Raw genomic sequence first — 26,269 nt, forward strand, 5'->3', positions numbered from 1 at the left:
ATTATTTTACATTAGATAGTATAGCATAACTTACCCGGAGAAGTACAAAATGTTATTTTCTTCACATCAAATGCTTCCAAGAAATGCCTCGTATTCTGCCACGAACTTTTCCGGTTCCTCGATCTGAGGACTGTGACCGGACTTTTCAAAGACTGCCTCTTTGAAGATGCCGCCTTCTTCCGCGTACTTTTCAAAAACGGTTCTGGTCTGGGTCACCATGGGCTGTGGCGGATAGACTTCAGCGCCTGGCCAGCCTGGGATGACGCCCAGTTGTCCCAGAAAGCCCACATCACTGAAGGAGGTGTCCGAGACGATCTTATCCTGGGTTCCTCTGAACCAGATGACTGGAGGTTTTGGACTGATCTGTGTAATACCGGTGAGGTTCACATACTTCGGACTCATGGTGTTTCCCACACCTCTGGTACCGGGCCCGAGGAACGGCCATTCAGCTACGGGAGTCGCATCTCCTGGATAGAAATCGTCCCCGATCTCCATGAGGAACATGGATTTCACGAAAAGGTTCTGAAGTTCTTCGGTGATCTCATAGTCGCTGCCGAAAAGTCCTTTCAGCACGTTAGGTGCCGAGGCTGGATTATCCGCACTGACATCCTTGTTTCTGAGGCTTTCCACAAAGGCCTTGTTCACAAGACCTCCACCGGTTCCTGCGTGGGACGCATGGGTCACTTCTCCATCCTTTCCTCTGGTTCCGGAGAAGCCGTAAGGGGAAAGAGGGTTGATGAGTCCAAGGCTTTTAACGTCTTCCGGATAATCCATGGTGTACTGCATGGCGACGCCACCGCCCATGGACCAGCCTATGATATGAGGCTTTTCGATCTTCAGTGTTTCCACAAAGCTTCTGATATCCTCCGACCAGGTCTTCATGCCCTTCGTGGAGTCAATAGGCAGTTTTTCCGTATAGCCATATCCTCTAAGATCCGGTGCAAAGATATGGAATCTGTCTTTCAGAGCATCTATGGTAGGGGTGAAAAAGAGGCTGGAAGAGGTGTTTCCATGGATGAGAACCAGAGGTTCCTTCTCCTTGTCTCCGGCTTCCAGATAGGAGACCACAAGCCTTCCGGTGCTGATTTCTTTCTTTTCTACTTGGGACATCATATACATCCATCCTTTCAAAATCATAGTAAAGGTTATTTTAGACCAAGTTTTCCGCTATGTAAACAGTTTCTAGAAAATCATCTGAATGGAAGAAAAGAGAAAGACCTAAAAAGGTCTTTCCCTGTAGCTTCTGATTTCCTGGGTGAGAAGGGGCAGGATTTCAAGGACATCACCCACTAGACCGATGTTGGAGGAGCCGAAGATCGGTGCATCCGGGTCTTTGTTGATGGCGATGATGTAATCTGACTTCTCCATTCCGGCCATATGCTGGACGGCGCCCGAGATGCCGCAGGCGATATACACTTTCGGTTTGACGGTTTTTCCCGTCTGGCCTACCTGGAACTCCTTGTCGATGCGACCTTCATCCACAGCGGCTCTTGAACCTGCCACTTCAGCACCGATCATATCAGCACATTCTCTGAGAACATGGAAATTATTTCCCACTCCACGCCCACCGGAAATGATGATGTCCGCCTTGGCGATGTCTATGGCCATGTGGTCCTTCGGGAGCACTTCAAGAATCCTTACGGAATCTCTGATGGTCTCAGGCTGGACTTCTCTTTTCTCTATTGTGAAAAGTCGATGCTCATCTATGGGAAGGGCATCCATGACACCGGGTCGTATGGTGGTCATCTGAGGTCTCTTTGTCTCATTGATGATGGTGCCGAAAAGATTGCCCCCGAAGGCAGGCCTAGTGACATACAGAAGAGAGGAGTGCTCATCTTCCGGATCAAATTCAAGTTTTGTGGCATCTGCTGTGAGGCCTGTGTCGCAGCGCGCTGCCAGTCTTGGTGCCAGATCTCTTCCAAGTACTGTGGCCGGAACAAGGAATATATCCGGCTTATCGGTCCTGATCAGTTCATCAAGAAGTGTGGTATAGACTTCCGTGCTGTAGGAATGAAGAGATTCATGATGAATATTTATGATCTGATCCGCACCTCGGTAACCGAGTTCTTTGAGTGCTTCCTCACCTGGTGCACCGAGAATCACTGCTATGACGCTGTAACCCAGATTCGTTCTGTTTTCCTTCAGCCTTACGGCTTCACCGAGAAGCTCAAGGCTTGCATCGTGGAGCTTATCTTCATGATGCTCTATAAAAATATAGATGTCGCGATAGGATTTAATATTCATAGTGAGCCTCCTTCTTTCCGATGAAGTTGTTGTCCATGAGCATTTCAAAGATCTTTCTGGCGGATTCCTTGGGTTCCAGAGAAAGGATGTCCGAGTTCTTGTGGACTTCTTTTGTGAAAGTCTTCTTCACTTTTGTAGGAGAACCCTTCAGTCCTATGGTCATGGGGTCCAGGTTCAGGTCATCGTATTTTATGATGCGGATGTCCTTGTCGAAAGCTTCCATGATCTTCTTCACATGCATGTATCTTGGCTTTGCGATGGTGCTTAAGGTGGTGATGAGGCAGGGCATGTCGGATTCGATGATCTCATATCGGTTCTCCAGCGCTTTCTTCACTCTGATCTTCTCTTTGCTGATTTCAAGAATCTCATCCACGTAGGTGATCTGAGGAAGATTCAGTTTTTCTGCGGTCTGAGGTCCCACCTGGGCGGTATCGCCGTCAATTGCCTGTCTTCCCGCGATGATGAGATCATAATCCATGGTAGCCAGAGCTGCACCGATGGTGTTGGATGTGGCCCAGGTGTCTGCACCACCGAACCTGCCGTCACTGATCAGGATGCATTCGTCTGCGCCCATGGCGTAGAGCTCTCTTAGCATGGACTCCGCCTGAGGAGGCCCCATGGTGACGCAGATGATCCTGGCATCCTGATGATCCCTGATCTTCAGAGCAGCCTCGAATCCTGCCAGATCATCCGGATTCGTGATGGTGGGTACACCGGTGCGTATGAGGGTTCCTCTTTCCTTATCGATCTTCATTTCTGTGGTGTCGGGTACCTGTTTCAGTAAAACAACAATATTCATGATTTCCACTCTCCTTTACTTCAGCACAGATGCGGCAATGACCATCTTCTGCACTTCTGTGGTGCCTTCATAGATCTCAGTGATCTTCGCATCACGATACATTCTTTCCACGGGATACTCTCTTGTATAGCCGTATCCCCCCAGAAGCTGTATGGAAGTTCTTGTGCTTTCCATGGCTACGTCTGAAGCATAATACTTCGCCATGGCCGCTTCTTTGGAATAAGGAAGTCCTTTGTCCTTGAAGGAAGCTGCGCGATAGGTGAGGAGTCTGGCTGCATCTATTTTCGTCTGAAGCTCTGCGATCTGGAACTGAGAGTTCTGGAAAGCGGATAGAGGTTTTCCGAACTGTTTTCTTTCTTTTGTGTATTTTATGGCTTCATCCAGTGCACCCTGAGCGATGCCAAGAGCCTGAGCTGCGATTCCGATTCTTCCGCCATCCAGTGTATTCATGGCGATCTTGAATCCCTTGCCCTCTTGTCCTAGAAGGTTCTCTTCCGGAACCAGAACATCTTTGAAGATCAGTTCTGTGGTGGAGCTTCCCTTGATGCCCAGTTTGTGCTCTGTCTTACCGATGGTGAATCCTTCCATGCCTTTTTCCAGTATGAAAGCGGAAATACCACGGGTTCCTTTGGTTTTATCGGTCATGGCGAAAATGATGAAGATATCCGCATAGCCACCATTGGTGATGAAGATCTTTGAACCATTGATTCTGTAATGAGATCCTTCTTTCACGGCAATGGTCTGCTGCATGGCGGCATCACTGCCGGCATTGGGCTCTGTAAGGCCGAAGGCTCCGATTTTTACACCGGATGCCAGAGGCACAAGATATTTCAGTTTCTGGGCTTCGGTTCCGAAGCTCTGCAGTGGACCGCATGCCAGTGAAGTGTGAGCGGAAAGAATGACGCCTGTGGTTCCGCAGAACTTTGACAGCTCTTCCACAGCCATGGTGTAGATTAGGTTGTCCCCGTCGGATCCTCCGTAGACGGAAGAAACGGGGATGCCCATCATACCGATGGAAGCCATTTTTTCGACGGTTTCCGAGGGGAATCTTTCCATTTCATCCACTTCGGCCGCGATGGGCTTCACTTCATTCATTGCAAAATCCTTGAACAGTTTAAGAGAGAGTGCCTGCTTTTTACTCAGATCAAAATCCATTTTAGTCCTCCTACTTAGGTGGCATGACGGTAGCAGATCCTTTTACTACCACTTCACCCTGCTGATTGTATGCGATGGTTTCCAGTTTTATGATGTTTTTTTCTTCTATGATTTCTGTGACGGTGGCGACCGCCTTGATGGTATCCTGAACACGTACCGGCTTTGTGAATTTAAGCTCCTGCCCCAGATAGATGGTTCCAGGTCCTGGAAGGAGTGTGCCGAGGATGGTGGAAAAATAGGACGCGGTGAGCATGCCGTGAACGATTCTGCCTTTGAACATAGTGTCCTTGGCGTACATCTCGTTGAAATGTGCTGGATTGAGATCTCCGGATACACCTCCGAACAGTACGACGTCTGTTTCAGTTACGGTTCTTTCATAGCTTTCGCTATCTCCGATCCGGATTTCCCTGATGGTCTTTCCTTTCATAGTTACCTCCCGTATGATAATCGGTTCACAAAATCATGCAGTGAAAATGTTTAACATGATGAACCTTTCATGTTTAATCCCATTATAAACTTTTAAATCGGAAATTCAATAGGTAATGAGAAAAAACTGTTATTTTTTTAACATGGATCTGATTTGAGAAAAAAAGCACCTGTTTACAGGCATCTCTATGGATCTGCCTCTTTCATTATAATTCAGGTTTCCTGAAATGCCTATGGAAAAGGAGAAAGAAGGACAGGAGAAAAAATGACAGAACGAATTGTTAAATGTATAACGATATGTATATAATGGTTCTATGTGCCAGAAGGAAATCGGATCATTGTCTGAAATAGACAAGATTGTTGCTTTGTTCACGTAAATGCAGATATAACCAGGAGGAATCAGCATAGAACCTGAATTCATATATCGAATAAACACGGTAAATAGCATTGATATACAAGGGAATAATCTGATTTCTCATATTGTATTAAAGATGCGATCTGTGTGAGAGAATTATCATATGGAAGGAGGGGCTCTTGTGAACCTTTACATTGGTTTACATAAAAAGTGCGAATGTGTTTAAAATTGAGATGTTCCATTGGTGAAATTAAAATTTGAAGGTGATTTCAGTTGGAATTCATTAAAAGTATGCGCTCTTTGTTAAAATAGTTGACTTTGGAAACGCTATCATTTACTCTAAACATGAAGAGTGATTCATATTTCATGTTGGTGATTCTGAACGGATTCCTGAAAGAGAAACTATAATCAGATTCAACTATGTGTGATGGAACCAAATATAATATCAGGAGGGAATACTAAGATGAGATTACAAGACAAAGTTGCAGTAGTTACCGGAGGAGCAAGAGGACTTGGGCAGGCCATGGCGGAGCTTTTTGCCAGTGAAGGTGCCAAGGTAGTGGCAGTGGACATGGGAGACCTGTCCTATGAAAACCCCAATGTGGAAGGCTACAAGCTGAACGTCACCGACGTGGAGGCATGCAGAGCGTTCACAGAATATGTCACAGAGAAGTATGGCAGAATCGATATCCTGGTGAACAATGCAGGTATCACAAGAGATGCGCTGACCAGAAAGATGACAGACGAAATGTGGGATCTCGTCATTGATGTGAACCTGAAGGGTGTCTTTAATCTTACAAGATTCGTGGGACCTAAGATGCAGGCAGACGGAAAAGGTTCCATCATCAATATCTCCTCTGTAGTGGGAGAGTTCGGAAACATCGGACAGGCGAACTACGCGGCCACCAAAGCAGGCGTCATCGGCATGACCAAGACCTGGGCCAAGGAATTCGCCATGAAGGGTGCCCAGGTAAGAGTCAATGCGATTTCTCCTGGATATACCATGACAGACATCCTAAAGACCGTACCACAGGATCTTCTGGACAAGTTTGCGGCGCAGACCATGCTCGGCAGACTGGCACAGCCTGAAGAAATCGCAAGTGCAGCGCTTTTCCTGGCATCCGATGAAGCATCCTATATCACTGGACACAACTTATCCGTTAACGGAGGAATGAGACTGTAAGGAGGAATATCATGGCAAACGTTGGAATTGTCGGTACCGGCATCTACATCCCTGAAACTTACATCACAGGGGAAGAAATTGCGGAAAAGACCGGCGGTGTCTGGGCGAAGGAAGCGGTGGTCGAGAAGCTTGGTATCAGGAAGAAGCCTGTACCAGGTGAAAAGGACGGAACCCAGGAAATGGGCGCACTGGCTGCACTGGATGCATTAAAAAGAACCGGAGTGGATCCTCTGGACATCGATGTGATTCTCTGTGTCGGAGAAGAGTGGAAGGAATATCCCTTGACCACGTCTGCGCTCTATATTCAGGACCGCATCGGAGCGGTGAACGCCTGGGGCATCGATCTGGCAAACAGATGCTGCACCACCGTATCCACCATGAAGATCGCGAAGGATATGCTCATGGCAGATGACTCGATCGACACGATCCTCATCGTAGGCGGATACCGAAACGGTGATTTCGTGGACTACACGGACAAGAACATGTCCATGATGTACAACCTGGGTGCGGGCGGAGGAGCCATCATCCTGAAGAAGAACCACGGCAGAAATCTTCTTCTGGGTTCCCACATCATCGCGGATGGTTCTCTTGCAAGAACCGCCGGCGTGGAAATCGGTGGAACCTGTAATCCCATCACACCGGAGAATACAGAGGAAGCATACAAGAGCTTAAGACTCATGGATGCAAAGAAAATGAAAGACAGACTCAATGAAGTATCCATGCCCAACTGGTACAAATGCATTGACGAGTCTCTTAGAAAATCAGACCTTGAAAGAAAAGACATCGACTTTCTGGCCATTCTTCATATGAAGCGCTCGGGTCATCTGGCCATGCTGAGTGAACTGGGCATGAAGGAAGACCAGTCCATCTATCTGGAGGACTATGGACATATCGGTCAGATCGACCAGATCCTCTCTCTGCATCTGGCACTGGAAGAGGGCAAGGTTAAAGATGGAAGCGTTGTTTCCATGGTGGCTGCCGGCATCGGATATGTCTGGGCAGCGAATGTGATCAAATGGGGTGAGAGCTAATTGAGTACCTTTATACAGATTATATTAAGAAGTCTTGAGACGGGAAGCATCTATGCTTTGGCCGCTCTTGGTATCATCATCATCTACAGAACATCCTACACCACAAACTTCGCACAGGGTGTTGTGGCCATGTTCAATACCTTCGTGGTCACCTTTCTCTTCAATAAATTCGGACTGCCCTTATGGTTGGCAGTGATTGGAGGAATCTTAAGTGCGATCCTCACGGGTTTCCTCATCGACGTTCTGATCCTGAGGCATACGAAGAATGTTTCGCCGGTGGCGAAACAGATCATCACCTTGGGGCTCATCATGATCGTATTAGGCCTGGCTCCGATTTTTTTCGGGGTGGACCCTTTAAGGCTGCCAAGGCTCATTGAAAGTGGTGACCTGGGGATCCTAGGAGCATCCATCTCCTATAATGGACTGTTCAATATCGCTTTAGGTCTGGCCATCATGATGGGGATGTTCTACATTCTCCAGAGAACCAAATGGGGGCTGGCCATCAGAACCACTGCTTCCAATGAGTATGTGGCAAGACTCATGGGTGTGCCCACAAAGAATGTGACCATGGCTGCCTGGGGTGTCGCGGGTGTACTTGGTGTCATCGCGGGAGTCATGACGGCGCCCATGACCTCAGTGACCCTGAACCTCATGGATGAAGTGCAGATCACGGCACTGGTTGCCTGTGTGCTGGGTGGATTCCAGACCTTCCATGGACCCGTCATCGGGGCCTATATCATGGGTATCGTGAGAAACCTGCTGCTGTTTTATGTCTCCTCCGTATGGGGTGGACAGATTCTATACATTCTTATCCTGATTTTCATAGTGTTCAGGCCCTATGGACTGATCGGTAAGAAGATTGTGAAGAAGGTGTAAGATGAAGAGTATGAAAGCAAAGAAGAATATATTTCAGAAGCATCCTGCAATCGGATTTATCCTTTTCGGATTACTCCTTGCCCTGATTCCTACACTGGCTGAAATGGGCATCATGAAAAACGGGTATGTGACCACCATCGGTGGAACACTGATCTATGCCATTGCGGCTTTGGGACTGAACATCCTGCTTGGATGGTCCGGCCTCATCTCCCTTGGTACAGCCGGATTCATGGGGCTTGCAGCCTACATATCGGCATACCTTACAGTGGATCTGAACCTGCCCTTCGAAGTTTCCTTTTTCCTGGCAGTGCTCATTCCGACCCTCATCGGTATACTGGTAGGGCTGGTCTCGCTGAAGATCGAGGGACTCTATCTTGCCATTGCAACGCTTGCAGTAGCGGAAGTGCTTCGAAAGACCTTTGAGGAGCTTGGGAAATATACGGGAGGATTCAGCGGAAAATCCGCCGAGTATCCTACACTGTTTGGTGTTCTTGAACTGGACCGAACCACCATGTTCTACTTCATCATTTTTGTTCTTGTGATCATCATGATCCTCACATCCAATATGATGAAAGGAAGACTGGGCAGAGCACTGAACGCCATGAGAGGCAGTGAAGCTGCAGCACAGGCCATGGGTGTCAATCTATTGACGCACAGACTCATCGCCTTCGCACTGGCCACCATTTTTGCAAGTGTTGCGGGTGTACTCTATGTGCACTTTGTGAAGTTTTCGTATCCATCTACCTGGAGCCTGGCCATGTCACTGAATTTCCTGGCCATCATCATCATCGGTGGTCTGCGATCCATCTATGGAACCGTACTGGGGGCCTTCATTGTATACGCCGTACCGGATATGTTCCTGAAGCAGATTCCCTTTTTCGAGGATCTGTCCTACGTACTGAACGGAGTGCTGATCATTCTGGTCATCATCTTCTATCCCAATGGACTCATCAGTATCGGCTATGACATCAGAAAACTTTTCAGAAAGCTGACGAAAGGAGGGGCGAAGAATGAGTAAAATGGAAAATCATGTGCTGACAGTGGATGGATTATCCATCGCATTCGGCGGCCTCAAGGCCGTAGATGATCTCTCCTTCGATATTAAGAATAACGAAATATATGGACTCATCGGTCCCAATGGAGCAGGTAAGACCACAGTGTTCAACTGCATCACCCAGTTCTACAAGCCGGACAAAGGAGACCTCAGATTCAAGGGGCATGACGATCAGGTCGTGGACCTGACGACAAAGCCTGTACATGACATCATCCGGCAGGGACTTGTGAGAACCTTCCAGAACGTGGAACTGATAAGAGAGCTGAGTATCATTGATAACGTGCTCATCGGTGGACATATCGACTTCGAAGCCAACACCCTTTCTCAGGCGCTGAGGCTTCCCAAAGCAAGAAGAGAGGAAAAGAAATACAGGGAAGAAGCGGAGAAGATCCTGGACGACCTGGGTATTCTCGATCGAAAAGACATGCTTGTGGGCGGACAGCCATACGGAATCCTGAAGAAGGTGGAATTTGCCAGAACACTGATGGCAAGACCGAAGCTCATCATCCTGGATGAACCTGCTGCAGGACTCAACGACAGTGAAACCATTGACCTGGCAAGACTCATCAAAAGAATCAGAGACCAGTATGACTGCTCGATTCTACTTGTGGAACATGACATGAGACTGGTCATGGACGTCTGTGACAGAATCTGCGCCATCAACTTCGGAAAACTCCTTGCCATTGGAACACCAAAGGAAATACAGGGAAATAAGGCTGTTCAGGCAGCATATCTAGGAGTGGAGTAATATGAGCGAAAAGAAAATCGCACTGGAAATCAAGAATCTCAAAGTAAGCTACGGAGCCATCCAGGCCTTAAAGGGCATTGACCTTACGGTCTACGAAGGCGATGTGGTGGCGATCCTTGGTGCCAATGGTGCAGGAAAGACCACAACGCTGAAGAAGATCAGCGGTATCATCGATGGAGAAGACGGATTCATCAAGCTCTACGGGCAGGACATCACGAAGATGGAACCGGAAAAGATCGCGCGACTTGGCATCTCCATGTCGCCGGAAGGAAGAGCCGTATTCAAGGACCTCACCGTGGAGGAAAACCTCAAAGCAGGTGCCTTCACACTGAGGGACAAGGAGAAGATCAGAAAGAACTTCGAAAGAGTCTACAGATATTTCCCGGTCCTTGAAGAAAGAAAGAATCAGGTTTCCTCAACCCTTTCAGGTGGAGAGCAGCAGATGCTGGCCATCGGAAGAGCCCTTATGAGCAGCCCTAAGGTGCTGCTGCTGGATGAACCTTCTCTGGGACTTGCTCCGCTGATTGTCCAGGACATCATGAAGATCGTCAAGGAGATCAAGGAAGAGGGCACAACCGTTGTCATCGTGGAGCAGAACGCCGCTCAGACACTGAAGATCGCAGATTACGGATATGTCATAGAACTGGGGAAGGTAAGTACCCATGGTAAGGCATCTGTTCTGGCTGACGATCCGAAGCTTGTGGAGGCTTACCTCGGCAAGCACTAGCATTCCTATTTAATGTACTGTTAGGGTACTTAAATAATATACCATTCACAACATACCAGACTATTATTTTGAAGATGACAATGGAAACCATTGTTAATTTTAAGGAGGAAAAATCAATGAAAAAGATCGTTTCTATGTTAGCATCCCTGGCATTAGTCGCATCCCTTGCCGCTTGCGGTGAAAAGACAGAAACACCAGCAGAGACTCCTGGGGAAACACCAGCTGAGACTCCAGCAGAAACTCCAGAAGAAGATGAGGAACCAGCACAGGGTGTTACAGACACATCCATCCTGGTAGGTAACTCTGCTGCCACATCAGGTGCTTATGCACCAGTTGGTGTACCTTTCAACGCCGGTATCGAAGCTTATTTTGCCATGATCAATGATGCTGGCGGAGTAGACGGAAGAATGATAGAATTTACACATATCGATGATGAATTCGACCCTGTCAAGGGTAAGGCTGCTCTTTCCACACTGGTGGAAGATGAAGAAGTCTTTGCACTTGTTGGTCACTTCGGAACACCAGTAGTTGGTGCCACCATCGAAGACATCAAGGAATATGGAGTTCCTGCAGTGTATTTCGCAACAGGAATCGGTCAGCTTTACAACGATAAGGCTGAAGGAAGAGACAAGGGAATCTTCCCTGTACAGCCGATCTATCAGACCGAAGGTCAGATCATGGTTGCTCGTGCAGTAGGTGACTTTGATGCACAGAAGATCGGTGTCATCTATACGAACGACGATGCCGGTAAGGACCTCTATTCAGGTGTTGAAGCCAAGGCGAAGGAACTGGGCATCGAAGTTGTAGCGGAACAGGTTGCAGCAGGTGCTACTGACGTATCCTCTGCTGTCACATCCATCAAGAATGCTGAAGTGGACTTCATCATCGGAGCTGCAATTCAGGCTACCATTCCTACCATCGTAAAAGAACTTGCTGCACAGAACGTGAACAAGGATGTCATCACAACCTACGTGAACGTTTCTCCAGTAATTTCAGAAGCGGTAATCAATGAAATCGACGGGAAATTCGACGTATACGGACTTGGCTGGGTTGACCTGGTGGAAAATGCGGATTCACTGACTGCATTTGCTGAATGGGCTCCAGACTATGCAACAAACGTATATGCCATGACCGGATGGATTGCTGGACACTTCTTTACAGAAGGTCTGAAAAGAGTAGAAGGAACAGTCACTTGGGACAAATACATGGACGCACTTGAAAGCGAACCCATCAAGAACCCATTTGGTGGACTCATCGACTATTCAGAAGGACTACGAGCAGGTACTCAGGAAATGAACCTGTCCAAGGTTGGTATGGTTGAGGGAGCTCCTGGCTGGGAACCGGTTGACGGACTTCAGTCCATGGATTCACTTCTAGGAAACTGATAGAATCATAAAAAAATAAAAAGACCGAAAAGTACCGTGGGACACACGGAGGAATCTGATTGTTTCAGATGAGGCAACCCACCGATCTTAATCGGCGGAGCATGTGTCTACACCTGTGATTCTGGTCTAGGATAGGGGCAGGCGGATAACCTGCCCTTATTTTTAAAATGAACCCTGATAGGAGGAAATGTTAAGATGTCGTATAAAGATAAAGTCATAACCTTAGAACAGGCGCTGGACATGATAAAACCTGACATGAATGTTGTAACAGGGCTTGGTGCAGGAGAAGCGCAGCTCATCATGAACAGCATCCATACCATTGCAGATCGCGTGAAGAATGTGACCATAACCAACTGCCTGTCCATGGCTCATGGTGATTTTCTGAGTGAGGATTACGTGGACAGCTTCAATATAGACGGCTGGTTTTTTTCACCCCCACTGAGAAAAGCTTTTAAGAATGGTAATATCTCCTTTATTCCCAATCATCTGCATCTGGCAGGATGGAAAAGACTTGCGCATGTGAAACCGGATATTTTTGTGGGCACAGCTTCCATGCCTGACAAGCATGGATTCATCTCCCTTTCCACATCCAACACCTATGAGTCTCAGATGATCGAGAAGGCGGATGTTGTTATTCTTGAGATCAACCCCAACTATCCGAGAACCTTCGGAGATGTGGAAATCCATTATTCCGAAATCGATTATTTCATCGAAGCGGATTATCCTGTTCCGGCGCTTCCCGATGTGGAGCCCAATGAAAAGGACAAGAAGATCGGAGCCTATATTGCTGAGCTCATCAACGACGGAGACACCCTTCAGCTGGGCATCGGCGGAATCCCCAATGCCGTAGCCTATGCCCTGAAAGACAAGAAGGATCTGGGCATTCATACGGAAATGATGACCTCTGGAATGGTGGAGCTCATTGAAGCAGGGGCTGTGACAGGAAAGAAAAAGACCCTGCATAAGGGAAAGCATGTGGCGACCTTTGCCTTAGGAAACAAGAAGCTGTATGACTTCATAGACAACAATCCTTCGGTCATGATTCTCAATGGAAAGTATGTCAATGATCCGGCGGTCATCGGACTGAATGACAACATGGTTTCCATCAATACCGCAATGGAAGTGGATCTTTCCGGGCAGGTCTGCTCTGAATCCATCGGACACATCCAGTTCTCCGGAACCGGCGGACAGGCGGATACGGCCATCGGAGCACAGAATGCGAAGAACGGAAGAAGCTTCATTGCGCTTTATTCCACAGCCATGGTGAGAAATCCCGAGACCGGCGTGAAGGAAGAGAAGTCCAAGATCGTACCCCTGCTGAAAAGAGGAGCCATCGTGACGCTGTCACGAAATGATGTGGATATGGTGGTTACAGAGTACGGTGTTGCACACCTCAGAGGCACCAACGTGAAGGAAAGAATTGAAAGACTTATCGCCATCGCGCATCCGGATTTCAGAGATGAGATCATGAAGGAAGCCCATGAAATCGGTCTGATTTTCGACAAGTAGGAGGAGTATATGGCATATTTCAGCATAAAAGGAAAAAAGGTCTACTATGAGACCCATGGGGAAGGAAAGCCGCTGATTCTTCTTAACGGCATCATGATGTCCACGAAAAGCTGGACCATCTTCAAGGAGGCATTCAGTCACCAGAACAGACTGATTCTCGTGGACTTTCTGGATCAGGGGCAGTCAGATAAGGTTTTTGAGCCCTATACCCAGGACCTTCAGGTGGAGGTTCTGAAGGGGCTCATTGACGAGCTGGGGTATGAAAAAGTGAACATTCTGGGCATTTCCTACGGAGGAGAGGTGGCACTGCAGTTCATTGTGAAGTATGAGCATCTGGTGGACAGGCTGGTGCTGTTTAACACCACCTACCGCACAAGCCCATGGCTGAAAGACATCGGAGATGCATGGAATCTTTCCAGAGACAACGCCATGGACTACTACCTCACAACCATCCCTGTGATCTATTCCCCTGCCTTCTATAACAGGAACAGGGCATGGATGGAAGCAAGAAAGAAGCTTCTGACAGATACGGTATTCAGTGACAAGGCGTTCATGGACTCCATGGTGAGACTCACCATCAGCGCGGAGAACCATGATGTGAAGGAAGCACTGAAGGGGATCAAGACAAAGACGCTCATCGTAAGCAGCGAGCATGACTTTGTGACACCGAAGGAAGAGCAGCAGGAGCTGCACAGGCTGCTTGAGCACTCGGATTATGTGCTTCTGCCAGATACGGGACATGGCTCCATGTACGAGCAGCCGGCGCTTTTCACAGCGCTTACACTGGGCTATGTCAACGCAGTGGATCTTTCCATGAGTATTCTTTAGCAGAGAAGCATTGGGACTGTTTCATATTTCCGTTTTATATGGTAGAATTTTAACTGATGTAAAACAAAAGCCCAGCCCATTTTACCAAAGAGAAGGACTGGCAGTTAGGAGAAACACTTGGAAGAGTTTGTAAATTTACCGAAAACCAAAAGAGGACAGAAGACTTTAGACAACATCGTACGTGCTGCGGAAGAACTGTTTTATGAAAAGGGCTATCATGCCACATCCATCATTGATATCACCAATGAAGCGGATATCGCACTGGGCACTTTCTATATCTATTTCAAGGATAAGTACAGCTTATATAAGTATCTTCTTTTAAGCTACAGCCATGAAATCAGAAAAGCCATCGCAGTGGACATTAAATCATCTCATACCAGATTCGAAGCGGAGAAGATCGGTCTCAAAGCATTTCTTCATTTTATTCGGAAAAACAAACATGTATACAACATCATCTGGGAATCGCTGTATATAGACAAAACATTGTTTGTGGATTATTATGAGAGCTTCGCCGACAGATATGCTCAGGCGCTCAAGAAAGCACAGGGCGAGGGAGAAGTGGTCAATGTGGACCCGGTTATCCTCAGTTACCTCCTTATGGGGGTGTCGAACTTCATCGGTCTGAAGTATGTCATGTTTGATGAGGACAATGAAGAAGAGTTTGATACGGTTGTGGATAAAGTGATGGAGATTCTAAGAGCTGGAATGTTCCTTTCTGCAAAATAGAATATCATGAGGCCGTTAGAGAAAAAATGTAACCCGGAAAATCATCCCTGAGGATGAATTTTCCGGGTTTTTCATTCGTGGTCCGATGAAGGGGAAGAGCTCCTTTTCATTCTTTCACTGAAGCAGATACAGGATCAGCAGATGCAGGGGATAGGCGGTATAGAACCCGTATTTCAGAAGAATGTTTCTCGGGCCGGGCTTGCCGTTATAGGCCGCGATGAAAGGAACGGCAAGAATGGAATAGTACTGAAGTCCACCTGAAAGCAGGACATTGAGAATACCGATGATTAGGAGCATCAGGAGCACTTTCGGCAGTCCCTCCACCTTTCTCAGACCGTAGAATGTGAGAATATAGAGGATGCCCAGCATCCCATAATCCGTATGAAAGTACTCGGACAGGAACATTGCCAGAAGAAGACCTGCCACTGAAATCAGAGGTTTCTTCCCGAAATACGCTTCTATGGCATGGACAGCCAGGAGACCAAGGAACAAGGTGAAGAAGATGTTCTGATGGGTATTGTTCATGCCACCGAAGAATGCGTAATCAAAGGGGATTTCGGAAACCAGTGCGAACAGAAGCAGCCTGATACTGTATTTCTTCACATCTCTGGTGTGGAAGTATCCTTCCACCAGAAGAAAACAGTAGATGGGAAAGGCGATTCTGCCTATGATTCTGAAATTGGGCTCATAGGAAAAGAAGATGGCACCTACATGGTCTATGATCATTGTAATCAGTGCAATAAGTTTCAATAATGTATTATTCATAACAACAGCTCCTACTCTGATTATAGGGATGGCTACTTATTTAAGAAAGTCTTTTCATCAGAAAATGCTCAGGAAGAAAGAGTAAAGTCTTTTCCTGAGCATTTTCGCTTATTCGTCTGCTTCAAGCTGCTTTCTTTGGAAACCAGGGGAAGAACTTACTGGTTCTTCTGGCATAAGCCTTGAAATCCTCACGGTCCTTGTACTTCTTCTCCAGAAGTGGTACGCCTGATACGAAAAGGAGAAGAAGGGTCATGATGATGGGGCTGATGATGAAGGGGAGATCGTTGAGTTCTCTTAATGAGAGCAGGAAGATTCCCCACCACTGAGCGGCATCTCCGAAGTAGTTGGGGTGACGTGTATAGGCCCAGAGCCCTTCGGTCATGAGTTTTCCTTTATTTTCCGGTTTCGCCTTGAAGGATTTCAGCTGTTTGTCTCCAACGGATTCAAAGAGGAATCCGATGACCCATACGACGATTCCGATGTAGCCAGTAAGGGTCAAGCTCTGCATGGAGGAGCTGTTGGTACTGATGATGGGCAGTCCTACGATAAAGGAAAGGGCACCCTGAAGCACGAATACATGAAGGTAGGCTTTCAGCATGGGGAAGGAATCGCCCCATCTCTTTCTCATATTGATGTATCGGAAGTCCTCGGGTTTGTTCCAGTTTCTTACAGTGATATGGAAGAACAGTCTCAGGGACCAGATGAGTATCATGGCTGTGAGCACATAGGAACGGATTCCAGGCTCATTGCTTACTAGCAGTGTGTAGAGCGCAACCAGTAGAAACGAGGGTCCCCAGAAGCTGTCCACGATGGAATTGTTTTTCAGGATCTGTGCGACTGCAAATAGGATGGTGAAGAACACCAGAAGAAGCAGCGCACTGCCTATATATGGATTCATGAATCTCCTTTCTCGCACATGTAAGATACGGCAACGGTTCCGACACCTGCGCTCATTCCTACGATGGTAGAAATGTTCATGATATATTCCGGTTCAAAGCCCAACAGGGCCTTCGCTTTTTCATTCATTTCAAGTGCACGCTTTTCATCATTGGCGTGCAGGATAGCAAAGCGGGTGATTTGCTTGTTTGTATGATCTTCATCCATAATCTGGATGATTTTGTCCATGTTCGATTTTATGCTGAATGCTTTCGCTGCAATACTGCCTTTTCCTTCTTCGTCCAGTGAAACCACAGGTTTGAGATTCACAATGGAGCCTGCAAGTCCTGCAGTCTTGTTGAGTCTTCCGGATCGCACCATGTACTTCAGATTCTTCACGCTGACAAGGATTCTTGTGTCTTTTTTCAGGGAGTCGATTTCCTGGACAATCTCTTCTAGAGATCTGCCCTCCTGAATCAGCTCTGATGCCTTCATGACCAGAAGTCCTTCAGCACCTGAGTTCTGCTTTGAATCGATGACGATGATATCCTTGCCCTCTTTTCTGAATCGATCTGCTGCTTTGTCAAAGACCCCGTGGGTTCCACTCTGGGCTTTGGCCACGGTGATCACGAGAATCTTGTCATAATGAGAGGCGATGGTTCCGAGATAATTCTCCACCACCTTCGGATTGGGCTGAGCGGATTTGGGATATTCTTCCACCTGGTCCAGCAGGGGATAGAACACTTCCGGTGTCATGGTCACCTTATCGAGATAAGTGGAGCTGTCAAAGAGCAGGTTCAGCGGCATCATATGGATCTGATGCTCATCCATGTACGCCAGTGGAAGATCCGCAATGGAATCGGTCACCAGGGCAATGGGGTATTTTCTGTGATAGGCATCTTCGTTCTGACGGATCATGTCGTCCGCTTTCTGCTGCAGGATGATTCCCTTTGTTTTCAGAATCTGGAAGATCTGAGTGGGCTCGTTGGTATGAATATGAACCTTGGCTTTTCCTGTGTTTCCAGCCACGATGAGAGAATCTCCATAGGGTTTCAGTTCATTCCTGATTTCGTCAAGGTCCAGATCCTTCCCGGAAAGAAGTGCTTCCGTACAGAACCTTTCATGAATCACGTCGTGATCATGAGAAGGATATTCCACAAAGTCGATGTCTTCCTGATCGATTTCATGATCGGAAACGAAATGACCGGTCTTCAGGAACTGCGTGAAGCCTTCCACGAAATAGACGAAACCTTTTGCGCCAGAATCCACCACGTTGGATTCTTCCAGAATCTTCAGCTGATGAGGGGTCTCCTTCAATGAGGCGATGGCCACCTGAGCCGAACTGGATAGAAGTTCATGAAAATCCTTGGCGTGGTCCTTGTACCTGTCGATGGCATCCGCCCAGTCCTTGATGACGGTGATGATGGTGCCTTCCACGGGGTTTGAAATCGCATGATAGGCGTGGGGGACGGCACTCTTCACCATATCGGCGAAGCTGGCCATGGTGAGATTGTCATCGCTTCGGATGCTCATGAAGATCCCGTTGATGTACTGCGCGATGATGATGCCCGAGTTTCCTCTTGCTCCGTTCAGCGCCGCATCGGCGATGGAGTTCATGGTTTCCTTCACAGTTTGAGCGATTTTCGCTTCCTGCATGATGGTATGCATCGTATGTGCAAGATTACTTCCTGTATCCCCATCAGATACGGGAAAGACATTGATTTCATTCAGTACTCTTTTGTTTCTGATGACTTCCTGAGCCCCGGAAAGAAAAGAATAATAGATTTTCTCACTGTCTAAATAGGTTATACTCATAATCGTCGTACTCCTTCCAGCTTATCGAATATTGAAGAGGTTCGTTGCCACATAATAGGTGATACCTGCGGTGGCGGCATTTAAAAAGGTTCCCCAGATCAGATCGATGATGGTGATGGTCACAGGCCAGTCCTTTAGTGTAGCCAGGTTCGTCAGATCATAAGTCCCGTAGGTGATGAATCCGAAGAATCCGCCGACAATGATGGCGTAGATCAGGCTCTCTTTTTCAATCGCCGGGTTGATGACGAAAAATACGAGTCCGGCAATGAACATGGCGTAGAAAATAAGTGCTGCAGGCCAGTTCACAGGTCCCATGAGATGTCCCAGGTATTCCTTGTAAAGCTTTTTGGATATGACACCCAGCCAAACGATGTCAACGAGAAAGAATATGACCAGAGTCATGAGATAAAGTTTTAAAAATTGCATAGCGGGTTCCTCCTTGGCATGTTTTATGTGCTTCAGTTATATATACTTATTATAATTCAGATTTATTTCAGATTGTTGTACAAAATGTTATTATTTTGACTTTTCTGTATGTTTCTCATCGATTTCTTTATACAGAATCGGAGAGGTGCCGAAGAAAAGCTTTGCTGCAAGCGCTTCATTTTCGAGAATCCTCAGTTCCTCCAGGAGTGTTTCATCACCTGAAGGGTCTTCCGGTGTTTTGATGCCGGCAACAGGGGTCTTTGTTTTCTTCAGCTGATTGCTGTAGTTCTTCCAGAGACTGTTTCTGATTCTGGCGGAACTAGAGGGTAGTGCAAGGATGGATAAGATGGCCTCTCTGTACTTTTCGATGGTATCCTTTCCTGTATCCAGAGGCAGGGCGGCCATGTCTCTGCCCAGTTGTCTTGCCTTGGTGTTATAGATTTCCTGACAGAGAAATTTCAGAATATACCATGCTTCATAGAGTTCTGAGAGACTTCTCAGTGGAAGATTTCTCAGCCAGGTGTAGGCCATGGTTCTTCTTTTAAAGTCCCAGAAGGCGATGGGGTCTTTCAGGATGTCCACCGGTGCAGTAATAGGATGTTCTTCTGAAGAATCCGCTCCTGTGATGAAGGCGATCTCCTTGCTGCTTTCTGATTTCTCATTGGGCAAAAAGCGCAGTTCCGGATAGGTTTCTTCGAGTTTTTTCACCGTATGTTCCTGAAGCATGTCTTTCCTGATGCCCAGATGGGTTTTTCTCTTCGTGATGATGTTTTCCTTACGCATGGTCATCTCTGCTCCTTCTGATCTTAGCCTCTACATTCTCCACATAGGCTCTGATGTCGAATTTCCGCTCAAGCCCATTGGCATTCATGTAGCGTACTTTTCCAAAGACCGGCCGCTCTTTCCAACCCCTGTCGTGCTTTCCGAAGCACCAGGCCACACCTGCAAATCCGTTGGGATCTCTTCCGTCCAGATTGTATTTGTTGTTGAGATAAAGAGCTGTTTCATAGGCTTTTTCCGGGGTTTCAGTCCATTCGATGATTTTCTTGCCCCAGTACATCCGCATATACCCCTGCATCTTGCCCAGATGGACCATTTCCAGCTGGGCCGCATTCCAGTATGGATCATGGGTCTTACCCTGCTCCAGTTCTTCTGTTGAGTAGAGGTAAGGCCTCTCATCCTTGCTGTGTGCAAGCAGTGTATCTTTCGCGAAGGAGGTGATGGATGCGAAAGAGTCGTAATGGGGATTGCGCAGCACAAAGTTCACGGCCAGCTCTCTTCTTACGATCAGCTCATCCAGAAACACTCTTTTGCTTTCCGAGTGATGATCCGATAGGGCAAGGTAGATTTCCAGAGGAGAGATCTGTCCGAAGTGGAGGTAGGGGGATAGATCCGAGCCCAGATCCTCTGAAGGTTCGTTCCTCTTTTCTGCATAATACTCCAGCCTGTTTTCCACGAAATCATCCAGTCTTCTTCTGGCTTCCGCGTATCCTCCTTTATACAGGTGGGACACTGGAGCTACTTCTCCATTGACGCTCAGTGCGCTCAGGATGTCCTCAGCATTCTCAAAGGGAATGGAGGAGAGAGGGAGCTTCATGGAAAGGGAGGATTTCTTCATCTCTCTTCTTTCCAGGGGCGGTGCGTACTCCAGTATGAGGCGTTCGATTTTCCTTCTTATGGTTGCTGCCGAATACTCCTCCTTCATGGAAGTTTCATCGGCGGGAACCAGAACGTCCGATTCCACCTGGAGCATGGGACAGGAAACAGCTTCTGCCGCTTCCGCTCTCCACTGGCGCTGGATCTTGAGATAGCCACGATCCGTGACAAGAAGTGCTGCCCTTTCGGAGAGTTTTACGGCCCCCGTGGAAGGTGTTTCATTCAGAACGATGAACTGGATGTCCATGTCTGTGAGCGCCTTCTTCACTTCCAGAAGCCCTTCCACCATGAAATGGTAGTGCCTTTCATAGCTTTCCGGGTAGGAAGCGGTAAGACCGAAATAGACCACCAGGGGCAGATGAAGCCTTGCCGCTTCATCCATGGCGAAAGCCAGTGCATGATTACAGGATATTCTCTGGGAGGCCTGCATCCAGTAGAGGATGTAGTCCCCCTCTCGAGGGTCCAGGGTATTGAGTTTCTGTATTCGTCCTTGTGGAATCATGCTCTGGCCTCCTTCTGATTTAGATATCCATTCCGACCTTACCGTCGGCTATTTCTATGATTCTGTCGGCTTTCTCCGCGATTCTTCTGTCATGGGTGATGATGACGAAGGTGGTGCCGAACTTCTCGTTGATGTCTCGTAAAAGGTTGTAGATGGTTTCTGTGGTGTCAGAGTCCAGATTTCCCGTGGGTTCATCCGCAAGGATGATCTTGGGATTGTTCATGAGGGCTCTTGCGATGGCTGTTCTCTGCTGCTGTCCACCGGACATGTTGGTGGCCAGGTTGTTCTTCACCTTTTCAAGACCCACCAGATTCATGAGTTCATTGGCGCGGTCCAGGGTTTCCCTGCTGACCTTTTCATCTATGATGCGGTGTGGCATCAGCACATTTTCAAGGGCTGTGAACTCCGGAAGGAGATAGTGGAACTGGAAGATGAATCCCATGGATTTGTTTCTCAGATCCGCCAGTTCATCCTTCTTCATCTGGTCTGTTCTCTTTCCGCCTATGTACACTTCACCGCTGGTAGGCTTGTCCAGCGTACCGACGATGTTCAGCAGTGTGCTTTTACCGCTACCGGACTGTCCGATGATGGAAGTGAAGCTTCCCTCCTGGATGTCCAGATTCAGGTCATAAAGGACCTGAGTCTTCACTGTGGTTCCGTATATTTTATTGATGTTTTTCAGTTCTATGATATTCTTACGCATTTCTGATCACCTCGATGGGGTCCAGTCTGGAGGACTTTCTGGCTGGAATGAGTGCAGCGACGACAGATGCAATGACTGCAATGACTGCAGAAAGTGCAATGAACATAGGGTCAATGAACAGCGGTACCACTGGTGTTCCATCCGGATTCAGGGCAAACTTCGTAAAGGCGAAGGCCAGAAGGAGTCCAAGAATGACACCCAGAACTGCGCCTGCAACGCCTAGAAGCAGTCCCTGGAACAGGAAGATGAGACTGGAGGTCTTATCTCTTATGCCCATGGCTTTCAGGATACCGATCTGCTTGGATTTCTGTACTACGGTGATGGCAAGGATACTTGCGATACCAAGGAGCACGGAGATCATGACAAAGACCTGAATCATGAGACTGGAGACGCTCTGTCCGTTGAGTCCGCTGAGAAGATCCTCGTTCTGGTCCTTCCAGTTGTCCACCAGCAGTTCATCACTGCCCAGTCTGTCGCTGATGGATGCGGCCACAGCATCTGCTGCGAACACATCTGTCACCTGCATGTCGATGCTGGTCACACGATCTTCAAAGGAGAACATGTCCTGGGTTGTGGCAAGATTCGTGATGGTCCAGGAGCTGTTCAGGGACGATACGCCCAGGTTGAAGATTCCAGTGACGGTAAAGGTGTGGGTTTCGCCGAAATTGGCCACCACGTCGATTTCATCTCCGATATCGATGCCCGACTCGTTCTTGAGATCGATACCGATGAGGACTTCATAGTCATTTTCAGGAAGAGTTCCTTCCACGACGCTTTCTTTGATGTTGTAAAGCGCATCGGATTCATCGATGTTGAATCCTCTTACAAGGATGCTGTAGGTGTCATCCTCGTGATTGATCAGTGCCGGACCGTCTGCTGCGACGGAAAGGTTGATCACCTGATCTTCCTTGTCTGTTATGGAGGAGAGGATTTCATCATATCCTTCGATGAGTTTGTCCTCGTTGGTTGCTGTGATGCTTATCTGAGGCTGATTGCCGATGGTGGTATCCACCAGAGACTTCTGGAGTCCCTGAATCAGGGAGCCGATGAAGATCTGAACCGAGACACCGATGGCGATGCCAAGGGCAATGAGAACGGTCTGACCTTTACTGGATTTCAGAAACCGTAATGCGATTTTAAAGGGTAGTTTCATCTATATGTCCTCCTGCAAGTGAAATGATGTCATCGAAAGTGGTCAGATAGTAATCTGCGCTAAGAATCTCCGCTTTCTCGCCGAGCTTTGAGATGGCATTACCGCCTACGATGATTTTCACGTTATTGTCTACTTCTCTGATTCTTGCAATAGTGTTTCTTGTGGAAATCAGATGGTAGGGATTGGAAATGCTGATGGCGATATAATCAAGCTTCTGGGTTTTCAGACCTGATACGAAGACTTCTCTTGGCGTGTTGCTGCCCACATAGGTGGCTTCGTAGCCCAGCATGGTGAAGTAGTCTGTGATCATTCTTGCCCCCAGCTCATGATACTCATCGGTGGGGCAGATGACGGCGATCTTTTTTCCGCTCTTCACGCCATATTTTTCGTCCCGATCTCTGATGACATAAGGATAGACATTTTCAATGATGGTTCTGATGATGGAGGTTCTGATATGTTCCTTCCAGATGTCCACTTCTTCGTTTCCGCTGCTCTGCATGGAGTTCAGGGAAGGGGTCAGAATCTGTTCGTAAACCTCAATGACACTGAGTTTTCTTTCTTCAAGTATTTCTTTAATGTAAGCCAGAGATTCTTCTCTGTTTTCGGATTCAATGATTTCATTGAATCTCAACAAGTAATCGTTCATAACACACCTCTTTTTTAATAATCGTTATCCGTTATGTTCATAATATAACACGTAATGAAATATTGCAATCAATTTAATTGTATAACTTGCTCATTATCACAAAACGTGATTTAATAGGAGAAAGATCAGAAATCGAATAAGAATATCACATAATGAGTGTATAAACAGAGAATATAAAGAGAGGAGGATAAGTGCTCAGAGACAGTGGGCATGAAAGAAGATGAACAGTGAATTCACCATCAGAATCAAAGAACTGAGAAAAAGAAACAATCTGACGCAGAAAGATGCGGCGAAGCTTCTTGGCATCGGACAGACCACCATTGCCAATTATGAAAATGGAACCAGAGTGCCGGATCTTATGAAGGTGTCGGAAATTGCGGATCTATATAAGGTATCGGTGGACTATCTGCTTGGACGTGAGGACTATGCCCGGAAGGTGGAGGAAAAGAAGCAGGAAGAGGAAAAGCCGGATTATTCCTATGAAGAGTATATGAAGAGTCTTCTGGATGGAGACAAGAAAACCGTGAGAAAAATTCTCCTTTCCTTCCTTAAGAAGGGCGTTCCGTCCAGAATCATCTACGAGGACTACATAAGGCGGTCGCTCACTGAAACCGGGGATTTGTGGGAAAAGGGTGAACTGCCTATTTGGAAAGAGCACTTCATCTCTGAAATCTCTCTGGAGAACATGGCGCTGATCAAAAGACGAAAGTACAAGGAAAACGAAGATCGAAAGCCGATTCTTCTTCTGACTCCGGGAGCGGAGCAGCACAACATCGGCCTCAAGATGGTCGGGGATATGCTGGAGTCCAATGGTCATAATGTGATCTATCTGGGCAACCTGATTCCTACAGATAACATCATTCAGGCCATCGAAGAGAAGAAGCCCTACGCCATCATTCTCTCTGTGACCATCGCCTATCACATTGACTCCGCAAAGAATCTCATCGATATCCTGAAGCAGAGATTCGGAACGAAAACACCGACGATTCTCATAGGCGGCAGCGCATTTGAGCATGTGGAGAATGTGGCTACCGTAACCGGCGCTGACAAGTACTGCAGAGACATTGATGAAATAGAAAAGAATCTGAGAAGAATATGAGGAAGAGTCAGAAGCAGTATGCTGTCAGGGACAGCAAACTGCTTCTTTCGGTTGGAATGATATTGATTGAATCAGCCGAATATACTAGAATGAATAGCAAAGAGAGGTGACATATTTGAATTACGATACCGGAACCATCCTCTTCGCCTTTATGCTGACCGTATTTGCGGGTCTTGCAACAGGAGTGGGAAGCCTTATGGCTTTCTACACGAAGAAAACGAACAAGAAATTTCTATCTGCAGCCTTGGGGTTCTCAGCAGGAGTCATGATCTATGTATCTCTGATCGAGATTTTTGTGAAAGCAAGAGAGTCTCTGGAAGCGGTGCATGGGGAAAGCCTGGGATATCTTTATGCCACGCTGTCCTTTTTCGGAGGTATCTTCGTCATCGCCATCATCGACAAGCTGGTGCCGAAAGCGGAAAATCCGCATGAACTGAAGGATCCCAGCGAAATGGAAGCGCTGCCCCAGCATGAGAAGGATGCCCATGAATCCCATCAGCTGCTTCGAATGGGCCTATTTTCGGCCCTGGCCATCGCCATCCATAACTTTCCGGAAGGACTGGCCACTTTCATTGCGGCTCTGGAAGACCCCACCATGGGTGTGAGCATTGCAGTAGCCATCGCCATTCATAATATACCGGAAGGTATTGCAGTCTCTGTGCCCATATTCTATGCCACCGGAAGCAAAAGAAAGGCGTTCAAGTTTTCTTTTCTTTCCGGTCTGTCAGAACCCGTCGGCGCCATCATTGGCTACTTCCTTCTGAGAAGCTTTCTGAGTGATTCCATGTTTGGTATTGTATTCGGCATGGTGGCGGGAATCATGGTGTATATTTCTCTCGATGAACTCCTACCCACAGCAGAAAAATACGGAGAACACCATATCGCAATCTATGGACTGATCACGGGAATGATGGTCATGGCAGCAAGTCTGGTACTGATCAGCTGAAGAACCTGATGATCTGGGCTAATGTAGAAAATCTGAAAAAGACTGTTTCCAATGAGAAATTCCTCTCTCTGGAAACAGTCTTTTTCATGAAATGGTCGGAGTGACAAGACTTGAACTTGCGACCTCTTGACCCCCAGTCAAGCACGCTACCATCTGCGCTACACCCCGACGAACAAACTAATTATAGCTTATCGGCATGGAACATTCAAGGTCTGATTCGAGAATCTAGTGAAGGCAGTGAATATTAAAAGAGAAGAACAATGTTTACAGTATCTTTCTACAATATTAATTAAAGTGCTGTGGAAGAATTGTATAATAAAGTAAACCATAGTTTAGTCGAAAGGAGATGGATTGCCATGCTGGAAGCAAAAGATGCTTATTGCATCAACTGTGAGAAGATCACATACTTCATTCGTGTGGAAGAAGGATATGAGTGCCAGAACTGTAAAGGGATCAACACCATGAGAGGGCCGAAAGATCTTAGTGAAGATCCGTCGCTGAAAGCGGACACTGTGGTGGATCTGTATCAGCCAGATGATATCGAATAGAGAAAACCACAAGAGGCAAGGCTTTTTTAAACCTTGCCTTTTTCATTGATATCAAAGAAAAAAGAAGGTAAACTAAGAAGGTACATTA

Annotated in this window: 27 protein-coding genes and 1 tRNA gene; 13 read left to right on the plus strand and 15 right to left on the minus strand. The window is 47.2% G+C overall.

All coding sequences use genetic code 11. The features are described 5' to 3' along the window. Positions 1 to 66 precede the first annotated feature (66 nt). The 5 genes from ACHAL6_RS08715 to ACHAL6_RS08735 all read right to left on the minus strand — a co-directional run bounded on the left by ACHAL6_RS08715 (position 67) and on the right by ACHAL6_RS08735 (position 4,625). Complete coding sequence (locus ACHAL6_RS08715) at positions 67 to 1,113, minus strand: alpha/beta hydrolase (RefSeq protein ID WP_395270122.1); 1,047 nt, start codon at positions 1,111 to 1,113, stop codon at positions 67 to 69. Between the two features lie 105 nt (positions 1,114 to 1,218). After that, on the minus strand, positions 1,219 to 2,244 hold the full coding sequence (locus ACHAL6_RS08720) for an electron transfer flavoprotein subunit alpha/FixB family protein (RefSeq protein WP_395270123.1): 1,026 nt from the start codon (positions 2,242 to 2,244) through the stop codon (positions 1,219 to 1,221). Next, positions 2,234 to 3,043 (minus strand): electron transfer flavoprotein subunit beta, encoded by an 810-nt coding sequence (locus ACHAL6_RS08725; RefSeq protein WP_395270124.1) that lies wholly within the window; start codon positions 3,041 to 3,043, stop codon positions 2,234 to 2,236. The genes ACHAL6_RS08720 and ACHAL6_RS08725 overlap by 11 nt, the downstream gene beginning before the upstream one ends. 15 nt (positions 3,044 to 3,058) lie before the next feature. Continuing rightward, complete coding sequence (locus ACHAL6_RS08730; RefSeq protein ID WP_395270126.1) at positions 3,059 to 4,198, minus strand: acyl-CoA dehydrogenase; 1,140 nt, start codon at positions 4,196 to 4,198, stop codon at positions 3,059 to 3,061. 10 nt (positions 4,199 to 4,208) lie between these two features. Next, positions 4,209 to 4,625, minus strand: coding sequence for a MaoC family dehydratase (locus ACHAL6_RS08735; protein WP_395270127.1), 417 nt, complete (start codon positions 4,623 to 4,625; stop codon positions 4,209 to 4,211). Between the two features lie 817 nt (positions 4,626 to 5,442). Between ACHAL6_RS08735 and ACHAL6_RS08740 the strand changes: the two genes are divergently transcribed. From ACHAL6_RS08740 to ACHAL6_RS08785, 10 genes are all read left to right on the plus strand, one after another. Next, positions 5,443 to 6,162 (plus strand): beta-ketoacyl-ACP reductase, encoded by a 720-nt coding sequence (locus ACHAL6_RS08740; RefSeq protein WP_395270129.1) that lies wholly within the window; start codon positions 5,443 to 5,445, stop codon positions 6,160 to 6,162. 11 nt (positions 6,163 to 6,173) lie between these two features. After that, on the plus strand, positions 6,174 to 7,193 hold the full coding sequence (locus ACHAL6_RS08745) for a 3-oxoacyl-ACP synthase (protein WP_395270131.1): 1,020 nt from the start codon (positions 6,174 to 6,176) through the stop codon (positions 7,191 to 7,193). Next, the gene (locus ACHAL6_RS08750) at positions 7,194 to 8,069 is read left to right on the plus strand and encodes a branched-chain amino acid ABC transporter permease (RefSeq protein ID WP_395270132.1); all 876 of its coding nucleotides are present in this window, start codon (positions 7,194 to 7,196) and stop codon (positions 8,067 to 8,069) included. A 1-nt stretch (position 8,070) separates the two neighbouring features. Next, positions 8,071 to 9,087 (plus strand): branched-chain amino acid ABC transporter permease, encoded by a 1,017-nt coding sequence (locus tag ACHAL6_RS08755; protein ID WP_395270134.1) that lies wholly within the window; start codon positions 8,071 to 8,073, stop codon positions 9,085 to 9,087. After that, on the plus strand, positions 9,080 to 9,871 hold the full coding sequence (locus ACHAL6_RS08760; protein ID WP_395270136.1) for an ABC transporter ATP-binding protein: 792 nt from the start codon (positions 9,080 to 9,082) through the stop codon (positions 9,869 to 9,871). The genes ACHAL6_RS08755 and ACHAL6_RS08760 overlap by 8 nt, the downstream gene beginning before the upstream one ends. A gap of 1 nt (position 9,872) precedes the next feature. After that, positions 9,873 to 10,598 carry an ABC transporter ATP-binding protein gene (locus ACHAL6_RS08765; RefSeq protein ID WP_395270137.1) on the plus strand — a complete coding sequence of 242 codons (726 nt, stop codon included), beginning with the start codon at positions 9,873 to 9,875 and terminating at the stop codon, positions 10,596 to 10,598. Positions 10,599 to 10,714: 116 nt separating this feature from the next. Next, on the plus strand, positions 10,715 to 11,983 hold the full coding sequence (locus tag ACHAL6_RS08770; RefSeq protein WP_395270138.1) for an ABC transporter substrate-binding protein: 1,269 nt from the start codon (positions 10,715 to 10,717) through the stop codon (positions 11,981 to 11,983). Between the two features lie 195 nt (positions 11,984 to 12,178). Continuing rightward, a complete protein-coding gene (locus ACHAL6_RS08775) occupies positions 12,179 to 13,492 on the plus strand; it encodes an acetyl-CoA hydrolase/transferase family protein (RefSeq protein WP_395270140.1) in 1,314 nt (437 codons plus the stop codon). Between the two features lie 9 nt (positions 13,493 to 13,501). Then, the gene (locus tag ACHAL6_RS08780) at positions 13,502 to 14,320 is read left to right on the plus strand and encodes an alpha/beta fold hydrolase (RefSeq protein WP_395270142.1); all 819 of its coding nucleotides are present in this window, start codon (positions 13,502 to 13,504) and stop codon (positions 14,318 to 14,320) included. Between the two features lie 117 nt (positions 14,321 to 14,437). Next, a complete protein-coding gene (locus ACHAL6_RS08785) occupies positions 14,438 to 15,046 on the plus strand; it encodes a TetR/AcrR family transcriptional regulator (RefSeq protein WP_395270143.1) in 609 nt (202 codons plus the stop codon). Positions 15,047 to 15,160: 114 nt separating this feature from the next. Here the strand turns inward: ACHAL6_RS08785 and ACHAL6_RS08790 are convergent, their stop codons facing one another. The 9 genes from ACHAL6_RS08790 to ACHAL6_RS08830 form a co-directional block, all read right to left on the minus strand. Beyond that, positions 15,161 to 15,811 (minus strand): TraX family protein, encoded by a 651-nt coding sequence (locus tag ACHAL6_RS08790; protein WP_395270145.1) that lies wholly within the window; start codon positions 15,809 to 15,811, stop codon positions 15,161 to 15,163. 121 nt (positions 15,812 to 15,932) lie between these two features. Then, a complete protein-coding gene (locus ACHAL6_RS08795; RefSeq protein WP_395270147.1) occupies positions 15,933 to 16,709 on the minus strand; it encodes a DUF1295 domain-containing protein in 777 nt (258 codons plus the stop codon). After that, positions 16,706 to 18,502, minus strand: a complete 1,797-nt coding sequence (locus ACHAL6_RS08800) for a DAK2 domain-containing protein (RefSeq protein ID WP_395270148.1) — start codon at positions 18,500 to 18,502, stop codon at positions 16,706 to 16,708. Before ACHAL6_RS08800 ends, ACHAL6_RS08795 begins: the two co-directional genes overlap by 4 nt. Before the next feature lie 21 nt (positions 18,503 to 18,523). Further along, a complete protein-coding gene (locus ACHAL6_RS08805) occupies positions 18,524 to 18,928 on the minus strand; it encodes a DUF2177 family protein (RefSeq protein WP_395270150.1) in 405 nt (134 codons plus the stop codon). 90 nt (positions 18,929 to 19,018) lie between these two features. Next, entirely contained in the window at positions 19,019 to 19,711 is a 693-nt protein-coding gene (locus tag ACHAL6_RS08810; protein ID WP_395270152.1) for a hypothetical protein, read from the minus strand. Further along, positions 19,704 to 21,086: a deoxyribodipyrimidine photo-lyase gene (locus ACHAL6_RS08815; RefSeq protein WP_395270153.1), complete on the minus strand. Its 1,383-nt coding sequence runs from the start codon at positions 21,084 to 21,086 to the stop codon at positions 19,704 to 19,706. Before ACHAL6_RS08815 ends, ACHAL6_RS08810 begins: the two co-directional genes overlap by 8 nt. Positions 21,087 to 21,105: 19 nt before the next feature. After that, the gene (locus tag ACHAL6_RS08820) at positions 21,106 to 21,789 is read right to left on the minus strand and encodes an ABC transporter ATP-binding protein (protein ID WP_395270155.1); all 684 of its coding nucleotides are present in this window, start codon (positions 21,787 to 21,789) and stop codon (positions 21,106 to 21,108) included. After that, complete coding sequence (locus ACHAL6_RS08825; RefSeq protein WP_395270156.1) at positions 21,782 to 22,942, minus strand: ABC transporter permease; 1,161 nt, start codon at positions 22,940 to 22,942, stop codon at positions 21,782 to 21,784. Before ACHAL6_RS08825 ends, ACHAL6_RS08820 begins: the two co-directional genes overlap by 8 nt. Further along, the gene (locus ACHAL6_RS08830) at positions 22,926 to 23,588 is read right to left on the minus strand and encodes a B12-binding domain-containing protein (RefSeq protein WP_395270158.1); all 663 of its coding nucleotides are present in this window, start codon (positions 23,586 to 23,588) and stop codon (positions 22,926 to 22,928) included. The genes ACHAL6_RS08825 and ACHAL6_RS08830 overlap by 17 nt, the downstream gene beginning before the upstream one ends. A 220-nt stretch (positions 23,589 to 23,808) precedes the next feature. Between ACHAL6_RS08830 and ACHAL6_RS08835 the strand changes: the two genes are divergently transcribed. Both ACHAL6_RS08835 and zupT read left to right on the plus strand, forming a co-directional pair. Continuing rightward, positions 23,809 to 24,687: a helix-turn-helix domain-containing protein gene (locus ACHAL6_RS08835; RefSeq protein WP_395270159.1), complete on the plus strand. Its 879-nt coding sequence runs from the start codon at positions 23,809 to 23,811 to the stop codon at positions 24,685 to 24,687. 115 nt (positions 24,688 to 24,802) lie between these two features. Beyond that, on the plus strand, positions 24,803 to 25,633 hold the full coding sequence (gene zupT / locus ACHAL6_RS08840) for a zinc transporter ZupT (protein WP_395270160.1): 831 nt from the start codon (positions 24,803 to 24,805) through the stop codon (positions 25,631 to 25,633). Between the two features lie 92 nt (positions 25,634 to 25,725). On the opposite strand, the gene ACHAL6_RS08845 is transcribed toward zupT, so the two are convergent. Then, positions 25,726 to 25,801 (minus strand) — tRNA-Pro (locus ACHAL6_RS08845). 188 nt (positions 25,802 to 25,989) lie between these two features. Here ACHAL6_RS08845 and ACHAL6_RS08850 point away from each other — a divergent pair. Then, on the plus strand, positions 25,990 to 26,181 hold the full coding sequence (locus ACHAL6_RS08850; RefSeq protein ID WP_395270161.1) for a hypothetical protein: 192 nt from the start codon (positions 25,990 to 25,992) through the stop codon (positions 26,179 to 26,181). The last annotated feature ends 88 nt before the right edge of the window (positions 26,182 to 26,269 follow it).

This window comes from Proteiniclasticum sp. C24MP, assembly GCF_043951855.1.
Taxonomy (GTDB): Bacteria; Bacillota; Clostridia; order Clostridiales; family Clostridiaceae; genus Proteiniclasticum.